Raw genomic sequence first — 7,936 nt, 5'->3', positions numbered from 1 at the left:
AAACAATCTATTTTCACATTTTTTAGTTAAATTACCAATTTTTTTTAAACCTTTTTCATGGCTGCGTTGGGGGGTTTGGGGGTCGGGGGGTATGGGGGCAGTGGGGGACTGGGGGACTTAGATATTATCAATCCAAAATCCAAAATCTCCCATCTCTCCTAAAACCTAAAGCCTAAAGCCTAAAACCTACTCCGGGGGTAATTGAACGATCGTGAACCAGAAATCTTCGATCGACTGAACGATCTGGACGAATCGATCGAAATCTACAGGCTTGGTAATGTAGCAATTGGCATGAAGATTGTACGCCTTGAGAATATCTTCCTCAGCTTGGGAAGTAGTAAGTACGACAACTGGAATTCGCTGCAATCTTTCATCGGATCTAATCTCAACTAGGACTTCTCGACCATCTTTGCGGGGTAAATTCCAATCTAGTAAAATCAGATCGGGATGAATAGCCTGATGATATTCACCGTGACGGTGGAGAAAGTTCATTGCTTCGACACCATCTGCCACCACGCTTAAATTAACATTGATTTCTCGATCGGCTAGAGCCAGACGGGTGAGGTTAACATCCCCTGGATTGTCCTCGACGAGTAAAATTTCAATGGCGCGGCTGTTTATGGGCATGTTGAGGATTGATACTACCTACCGCTGGAATTATAAAGTAGAATACCGACCCGTAACAATCTTGTTGTATCTTTGAATACTGAGGCGATTCTAAATTAGATCGATCGAGTGCTGATTCTACCCAAATTGTACCACCATGACGTTCGACGATTTTCTTGCAGATGGCTAAACCCATGCCCGTACCGGGATAGGTGACTCGCGTATGCAAACGTTGAAAGATCGTAAAAATTCGATCGACATATTGAGGTTCGATGCCGATGCCATTATCGGCAATTGCAAAGCACCAATCCGATGACATCGCCAGATCGTCTGTTAGTGATGAGGACATATCGGCGGGGACTGCTGCACCAAAAGTATCGACGGGTTTAACCCGAATTTCGATTTGGGGTGGAATTTCGCCGCGAAATTTAATGGCATTGGCAATCAGGTTTTGAAATAGCTGTGTTAATTGAGTAGCATCGCCCCAAACTATCGGCAGTGGGGCGGCAGAAATCGTTGCGCCACTCTCTTTAATTGCTACGTAGAGGTTAGCAATTGCATCTTGGGCTACGATATTGCAATCGACAGCCTCAAAGGGCTGTTTGCGGCTACTGAGGCGTGCATAGCTCAGTAATGCTTGAATCAAGGCTTGCATTCTGGTGGCACCATCGACGGCATAGCCGATAAATTCATCGGCATCGGCATCTAATTTGCCCTCATAGCGACGCGATAAGAGTTGGAGATAACTAATAATCATCCGCAGCGGTTCTTGAAGATCGTGGGAGGTAATGTGCGCGAATTGTTCTAATTCGGCATTAGATCTGACTAATTCTTGGCGTTGAAGCTGTTCGCGTTCGAGCAATTGCGCTTGAGCGAGAGCAATACCAATTTGATTGGCAATTTGCACCATAATTTCTAGTTCTCTAGGGTGCCATTGTCGGGGTGACTGACAGTGATGGACTATTAATAATCCCCACAATTCATCGCGCAAATAAATGGGCACGATCGCACTTGCCTTAACTGCAAATTGCTGCAAAAATTCGACATAACAATCTACATATCCGGCTTGAGTGATATCGGCAACTGTATGGATGCGCCCCTGGGTATAGCGGGTGTAATAGTCGCGGTCGAAACAAGGATCGACAATTTTACTGCCTAGTACTGTGGGATAATCATTGCTAACTTGCTCCTGAACGATCGTCCCAGAGCCATTTGCATCGAATCTAAATATTAAAACCCGATCGACTACTAATAATTTTTGGATTTCTTCGACAGCAGTTTGTAAAATTTCTTCTAGTTGTAAAGATTGACGAATTTTTTGGGAAATTTCGGCAGATAGTCGAGTTTGTTTTCGCAAGCGCACGCGATCGCTAATATCGATAATTGTCGCTCTACTGCTGAGGTACTTGCCATTTTTGTCGCAAATTGCCACAACTGTCGCGCTAATCGGGACAATTTGGCCATCTTTACGAATCATCTGAAATTCGATATCTCGAATCCAGCCGCGTGTTTTTACTACCGAGATATTGTCGTTAAATGTTTGGAGACTTTCTGGCGAAAGCAAATCTATAAATCTTTTTTGCCCGACAATTTCAGCTTCTTCATAACCCAACATTTGCAACTCAGTGCGATTGATCCGTAAAAATCCGCCATTGGCATCGAGTGAATGATAACCGCAGGGTGCGCTGTGGTACAGCTCTTCAAATTCGGCAACATAATCGCGCAGTGTCGCTTCAGCTCGTTGTTTATCAATTAGATCCCAATTGACTAATCCATACAGAATCGCCAGTAATAATAAAGCTAACAACCCAGAAATCCCGAAGGCAATCCGGGTATCAGCTAAACTCTGTCTCGACTGAGCTTGTAAGTTATCGAGTGCGATTCGTTCCGATCGATCCAAATCTGTCGTCATTTGGCGGATGCGCTCGATCGTTTTTTGCCCCTGTTGGGTTAGCACGAGTTGGCGTGCGGGGATTAATACTCGCGCTTGACGTGCTTCGATCGTGGCAGCTAATTCGTTCAGGTGACGATCGAATGTCTGTTCTAATCCGACAAGTTGCGGCAATTTCACCAGCGAATTGCCCGCATCCGCTCGTGCTGAATCGGATTTTAATTTTACCAAAGACCTTACTTGCTCTCGCAATTGGGCGATATCAATGCGACGAGCGGCAAGGTATTGGGGGTTTTCTGTCAATAGGTATTCGCGTTGACCGATTTCCACATTGGTTAAGGTGGAAATCATCTTTTCTAGCATTGTAAGAATGCGTTCGCTGGCAGTTGCCGATCGATTATTTTCGGCGATCGAATTAATGCTGTTGTGAGCCACCACAGCATTGGCAACTAATACTATTAGTGTCGAGACAAAGCCGATCGATACCTTGGCGGAGGCAATATTTTTCATCGGACGATCGGCTAAAATTTGAAAATGTCGATTATCTGACCCCTGCTACATTTAAAATAGACATTCGCGTCCATGTTGATGCTTGCGCGTAAGTATCATTAACATGAGCCTGACAAGCAGCGTAGAAGATATAATCTGCCATCACCATATGCTCATCTGCCCCCAATAATGTCGCCACGATCGAGCGACCTATATTTGGCTCTTCAGGTGTGAAATATCCAGATGATAAATAATCGATCGCTTTCCGGATCTGGGGATAATATTTATAGTAATTATAAGGATCGTACCCGTACTCTTTAAATAAAGCAATTTCGGGAATTGCCAATCCAAATCGAAAACAATTTTCTTCGCCGACAATCTGTTGGAGCCAGTAATTAGTTTTGCCCAAACTGCCGATCGAGATCGCCCCATTTACGGTAGCCTCAAGCTGTTTTAAATTCACATCTTCGATCGCTGCTGTCGAAATTTGCTGGGTAACATCTGCGGCTGCATACATCTGACTAGTCAATCCAGCCGAGGCAGGAACGTAAACTACCTGCAATTTTTTACTAACATCCGGATCGGCGGCGATAACTGCGGCTACAGATTTAATTAAGGCAACGATCGATCGACTAAAATCTATGTCGGTAGATTCGCTGGCATCAGCCTCCGTGGCAGTGGAAACTTCATCCAACTCGCCAAAAATAAAGGTACGTGCGACGATTTCGGTGTCTGGAGATTGCTTGAGCCGATCGAATAAATTGATAATATGTAAAATATTTAATAATTGTCGGTGTTGTCCGCCGATTGGTTGTAACTGAAGATCGAATAACGAATCGACATCGATTTCGATCCCCTCCATCCGATACAAGGTTTCGGCCAATACATGCTTATTTACCCGTTTGACAGCTTGCCAACGAGATTGAAACTGTAGATCGTCAGCTAAAGGTATCAGTTGTTCTAAATCTTCGATATAAGTCATCCAGAGATCTCCGATGGCTGCTGTGACTATTTGAGCTAGGCGCGGATTTCCAGACAATAACCACTGATGCGAACTAAATGCAGGATTTTCGGTTTGTACAGGCGGTTGAATTTGAATTAAATTTGCACCTACCAACCAGCGATCTCGATGGCGCGATACCTTAGCGGGTATCGATCTCAACCGACCGAGGCGATCGATCGCACGCGCTTTTGGGGGCACCTCAGCTAATGTTGCTTGAGTAGTTCGTAAAAGTAATGCACTCATTCCTGCCCGAAAATTGATACTTTCCATCATGATTTAGATTCCTGCGGCATGTCGCGATCGATGTCAAGGATTTGAAATATTCTTGTAAATATAGAATTTTGATGGATGGTTGACTTAACTACCTGGAGACACATACTAACCTAGAAGTTTGAGGAACTTGTGAGGATCGATCGAATTTGGGGATTTTGTTTGGGAGATGGGCAGTAGGGAGAATATGGATTGTTATCGATTTAGTTATTCAATTTATCATCGTCCGTTTCGGAGATCGCTCTTTACCAGTCATGGCGAGTGGAAAATTCGATCGGGGATAATCGTTCGACTTACTGACGAGCGAGGTAGAGCGAAACAGGGTGAAATTGCGCCGATCCCGTGGTTTGGTTCGGAATCGCTTGCAAGTGCGATCGAGTGGTGTCAACAAATTGGCGATACTATTACCACCCGTCAAATTTATGATATCCCCGATAACTTACCTGCTTGTCAATTTGGATGTGGGAGTGCCTTAACTGCTTTTACTTCAACTCCAAATCCGCCGACACAAACCGAGCTAGCAATGAGCGCGCTATTGCCCGCTGGTGCCACTGCGATCGAGTGCTTGCCAGCCTTAGTAAGTCAAGGATACACCACCTTTAAATGGAAGATTGGAGTGCTGCCAATCGCCCAGGAGCTAGCAATCTGGGCACGATTGATGGCGGCTTTACTCCCAGGGGCAAAACTTAGGCTCGATGCCAATGGCGGATTGAATTATGCACTAGCCGAGCAGTGGTTGGCGGCGATAGCAGGATCTGCCCAAATCGAGTTTATCGAGCAACCGCTAGCACCCAATTTACTCGCCGAGACAATCGAATTAGCTCGCAAATATACCGTCCCCATCGCGCTAGATGAATCCGTCGCGACATTCGATCGCCTCCAAGCCACATATACTAGCGGTTGGCGGGGTATTTATGTTATCAAACCAGGAATTGCTGGGTTTCCCTGGCAATTAGCCGAATTTATTAATCGCTACCAGCTCGATGTCGTGTTTTCGTCAGTGTTAGAAACTAATGTGGGCAAAACCGCTGCTATGCAACTGGCATCGAAACTAAATCTCACCCGCAGCATGGGGTTTGGGGTTGATGATTGGTTTGAATAAGAGATGGGAGTTGGGTATGGATCCGCGACAAACTCGATCCATTTTTCATTAAACCGATCGCATTGAGCTACGCGTGAATCAGCAGGATTTACGCGAGATTGAGGCAATTGTAGTGAATGCCTTTCAATTGTTAGGATAATATAAATCTTTGCCAGCCATGGCACAAAAACTCCATGCCTGAAGGTCCAGAAATTAAGTTAGCCGCTGATAAGATCGCTAAAGATATTATCGTTGGCGGAGCCTACCGGAGGTAATCGATCCCTCACAGAAGTCTCCTTTGCTTTCGACCACCTGAAACTCTTTGAAGCCGAACTCACCGCCGCCCGGATTGTCTCCGTTACACCCAAGGGCAAAGCCTTGCTGACTCGCTTCAGCAACCAGCTCACCATTTATAGTCACAATCAACTCTACGGCGTTTGGTACACTCGACGCGCCTACGACTATCCAACCACCAATCGACAGCTTAGGTTAGCCATTCATACCGAAAAGCGATCGGCACTTCTCTACAGTGCCTCAGATATTGACGTATTAGACGACGACCAAATCGCCGCCCATCCATTCTTGCAAAAACTCGGCCCCGATGTTTTAGAAGCCACCACCACAGTAGAAATGGTGCTTGACAGGCTTCAAAGTAAAACCTTTTATCGCAAAGGATTTCCCGCACTGCTGCTAAATCAGCATTTTTTGGGCGGTTTGGGCAACTACTTACGCAGCGAAGTTTTATTTGTAGCGGGGATTCATCCCGCTTTAAGGCCAGTGGATTGTTCGATCGACCAACTCCAGAAACTAGCCATCGCCCTCCTCGAACTCCCACGTCAATCTTATGCCACTAAGGGGATTACCAATAGCTTGGCGATCGTCAAACAACTCAAACAAAGCGGTCAAACCCGCCGTCAATACCGCCACTGGGTCTTCAGTCGCCAAGATTGCCTCTGTCACCTCTGCCACACCGAAATTCTCAAAGATACCCTCGGCGGGCGACGAGTTTATTTTTGCCCAAGCTGTCAAGCTAAATAGTCCATCATTGTTAAACCGATCGGCTTCGAGTCGATCTCATTATCTTAAGCCGCCAGTCTCACATTATAGAAATGGAAGCACAGAAAAAAATAATTAACGACTTTCTAGAACAAGAAATTTTTGATGTCTTTGAGGAAGAGGCAGGAACCTTTCTCGGTCAGTTTACTGATGAATTGGTTACAAGTACCCTAGTCGAGCATCTTCAGATCTTAACGAAGATTGATGCTTATTGTACGGAAGAATCATGGAAATTAGGTCGAAGGTTTGGCGATCTAGAGCGGAGATATCCAGTTGAGGTTGGCGTTTATTTACTATTCCAGCAAGGAAACTCGATTGAGAAATCAGTAGCTGCTAATTTTTTAGAAGGATTTTGGGATCAAACCCGTGCGGATTGGGAGATTTTATTTAAATTATCTGGAGACATTCTCCTTGATATCAGGAATTTTCCTTCTTCCATCGTTTCATTCTGCCCTGACGAAGTTATAGGTGCGTTTATTATTGGATATGCAAATAATAAATGCCGTCGTATCAACAATGAAAGCTATGAGATTGCTTTGAAAGACGCAATAAACTTAATGTTGCAATTTACAATTCAGTACTTTCCAGCTTCCAATTATCTCAACTTACTACAGGAAATGGCTATAAAAGCAGGTTGATAACCAAGCCATTCATTTAAGCCAGTCCGTAGTCCGTAGGTTGGGTAGAAGGATGAAACCCAACATCCACAAACAATGATGGCTGAATATCTTTAACATCAGGATTTTAATCGTCAGGTATTTCGATCGAGTAAAATCAGAATAGTCCCTTGGAGCAAAACGATCCAATGCTAACCCTAGACCAACTCATTTCAGAAGCAACTGCGTTATCAGATGAAGCCAAAGCTCTCCTCATTGACAAAATTGTGGAGAGCATGACAGTAGAAATCGATCGAGATATGTTGACCGAAGCAGTGCAGAAAGCTCAAGAACGCATTGCCGAAATCGATAGTGGCGCAGTCCAAACAATTCCTGGAGATGTTGCGCTGGCACAAATACGGCAACTCTTAAAGAAATGAAATATGAATTTCACCCAGCATCCCTGCAAGAATATGCAGAAGCCGTGCAATTCTTTTCACAGCATGACAAACAACAGGATTTCATCGACACAATCGAAAATGCCATATTTCGAGTTATTGGCGCACCAGAACGCTGGCCGATCGTTGAAGGTCAGATTCGTCGTTGTTTAACTCTCAAGTTTTCCTACGCCATTTTATACCGAGTCTATCCAGATCGAATCGTAATTGCGGCGATCGCAAGCTGTCGCCGAGATCCAAACTACTGGCAAGAACGCCTCTGACGAGTAAAATTAACCTATTAGTTTGGCTAAGTTAGCTTATGACCACTACCATCGATCGATCGATCCAACAGCAACCCATCAGTTTTGATAAGTTTATAGACCTGTATGGTGGCGATAATCGCTACGAGCTAATTGACGGAGAGGTATTCGATTTGGAACCAACAGGCTCGCATGAAGAGGTTGCAGCTTTAATTACGACCAAAATTTGCGTCCAGATCGATGC

General features: G+C 44.8%; 8 protein-coding genes and 1 pseudogene. 6 read left to right on the top strand and 3 right to left on the bottom strand.

Annotated elements, in window-relative coordinates:
* Positions 1-186 precede the first annotated feature (186 nt).
* From RMO79_RS05780 to RMO79_RS05770, 3 genes are read right to left on the bottom strand one after another with little or no spacing between them, the layout of a single operon-like run.
* Positions 187-627: a response regulator gene (locus tag RMO79_RS05780; protein ID WP_310482104.1), complete on the bottom strand. Its 441-nt coding sequence runs from the start codon at positions 625-627 to the stop codon at positions 187-189.
* A complete protein-coding gene (locus tag RMO79_RS05775) occupies positions 602-3,007 on the bottom strand; it encodes a GAF domain-containing protein (RefSeq protein ID WP_310482103.1) in 2,406 nt (801 codons plus the stop codon). Before RMO79_RS05775 ends, RMO79_RS05780 begins: the two co-directional genes overlap by 26 nt.
* 31 nt (positions 3,008-3,038) lie before the next feature.
* A complete protein-coding gene (locus RMO79_RS05770; protein ID WP_310482102.1) occupies positions 3,039-4,262 on the bottom strand; it encodes a glycogen/starch/alpha-glucan phosphorylase in 1,224 nt (407 codons plus the stop codon).
* 184 nt (positions 4,263-4,446) lie between these two features.
* Here RMO79_RS05770 and RMO79_RS05765 point away from each other — a divergent pair, with 184 nt between their 5' ends.
* The 6 genes and pseudogenes from RMO79_RS05765 to RMO79_RS05740 form a co-directional block, all read left to right on the top strand.
* Positions 4,447-5,361: an o-succinylbenzoate synthase gene (locus RMO79_RS05765; RefSeq protein WP_310482101.1), complete on the top strand. Its 915-nt coding sequence runs from the start codon at positions 4,447-4,449 to the stop codon at positions 5,359-5,361.
* A gap of 231 nt (positions 5,362-5,592) precedes the next feature.
* Complete coding sequence (nei, locus tag RMO79_RS05760) at positions 5,593-6,378, top strand: endonuclease VIII (protein WP_310482100.1); 786 nt, start codon at positions 5,593-5,595, stop codon at positions 6,376-6,378.
* 71 nt (positions 6,379-6,449) lie between these two features.
* Entirely contained in the window at positions 6,450-7,034 is a 585-nt protein-coding gene (locus RMO79_RS05755) for a hypothetical protein (RefSeq protein WP_310482099.1), read from the top strand.
* A 167-nt stretch (positions 7,035-7,201) separates the two neighbouring features.
* Positions 7,202-7,432: an addiction module protein gene (locus RMO79_RS05750; RefSeq protein ID WP_310482098.1), complete on the top strand. Its 231-nt coding sequence runs from the start codon at positions 7,202-7,204 to the stop codon at positions 7,430-7,432.
* Positions 7,429-7,713 (top strand): type II toxin-antitoxin system RelE/ParE family toxin, encoded by a 285-nt coding sequence (locus RMO79_RS05745; protein ID WP_310482097.1) that lies wholly within the window; start codon positions 7,429-7,431, stop codon positions 7,711-7,713. The genes RMO79_RS05750 and RMO79_RS05745 overlap by 4 nt, the downstream gene beginning before the upstream one ends.
* Positions 7,714-7,751: 38 nt before the next feature.
* Positions 7,752-7,936: pseudogene (locus RMO79_RS05740) on the top strand (Uma2 family endonuclease); the annotation flags it as partial.

Source organism: Chamaesiphon sp. VAR_48_metabat_403 (assembly GCF_031422475.1).
GTDB lineage: Bacteria > Cyanobacteriota > Cyanobacteriia > Cyanobacteriales > Chamaesiphonaceae > Chamaesiphon.
This window is presented reverse-complemented; position numbering and strand designations above follow the sequence as displayed.

What these genes read in the sequence shown, in the direction of transcription:
- RMO79_RS05780 (WP_310482104.1), bottom strand. Translation starts at nt 627, where the DNA reads ATGCCCATAAACAGCCGCGCCATTGAAATTTTACTCGTCGAGGACAAT.
- RMO79_RS05775 (WP_310482103.1), bottom strand. Translation starts at nt 3,007, where the DNA reads ATGAAAAATATTGCCTCCGCCAAGGTATCGATCGGCTTTGTCTCGACA.
- RMO79_RS05770 (WP_310482102.1), bottom strand. Translation starts at nt 4,262, where the DNA reads ATGATGGAAAGTATCAATTTTCGGGCAGGAATGAGTGCATTACTTTTA.
- RMO79_RS05765 (WP_310482101.1), top strand. Translation starts at nt 4,447, where the DNA reads ATGGATTGTTATCGATTTAGTTATTCAATTTATCATCGTCCGTTTCGG.
- RMO79_RS05755 (WP_310482099.1), top strand. Translation starts at nt 6,450, where the DNA reads ATGGAAGCACAGAAAAAAATAATTAACGACTTTCTAGAACAAGAAATT.
- RMO79_RS05750 (WP_310482098.1), top strand. Translation starts at nt 7,202, where the DNA reads ATGCTAACCCTAGACCAACTCATTTCAGAAGCAACTGCGTTATCAGAT.
- RMO79_RS05745 (WP_310482097.1), top strand. Translation starts at nt 7,429, where the DNA reads ATGAAATATGAATTTCACCCAGCATCCCTGCAAGAATATGCAGAAGCC.